Origin of the sequence: Penaeicola halotolerans (assembly GCF_016464625.1) — a bacterium.
GTDB lineage: Bacteria > Bacteroidota > Bacteroidia > Cytophagales > Cyclobacteriaceae > Penaeicola > Penaeicola halotolerans.
This window is the reverse complement of record NZ_JAEAGO010000181.1, coordinates 1-244: the sequence shown is the minus strand read 5'-3', so window position 1 is coordinate 244 and position 244 is coordinate 1. Positions and strand designations below refer to the sequence as shown.

General features: G+C 38.5%; 1 protein-coding gene. It reads left to right on the top strand.

The annotated features are described in order from the left end of the window. Nucleotides 1-206 (top strand): hypothetical protein (locus I5349_RS13985; protein ID WP_226391386.1); only part of this gene is annotated, 206 nt, incomplete at its 5' end. Between the last annotated feature and the right edge of the window lie 38 nt (nt 207-244).

Below are 244 nucleotides of genomic sequence, written 5' to 3'. Positions count from 1 at the left end.
CACATGTACATGAAATAACAATTAGTGAAAAAAAGGCCATAAATTTGAAGGCGAGGAGGGCAAGGTATCTTGGAGGGATTAGAGAGGAAGGGGAAAGGAGAAATATTGTAATTATAATCACAAAGGAAAAAAGAGGGAGAAAGGGGAGAAGGAAGAAGAGGAAGGAGGAGAAGAAGAGGAAGAAGAATCCCTTATTTCTGCAATGATAGGTTCCTGGAGATAAGCTGTTATAGAAAACATGATA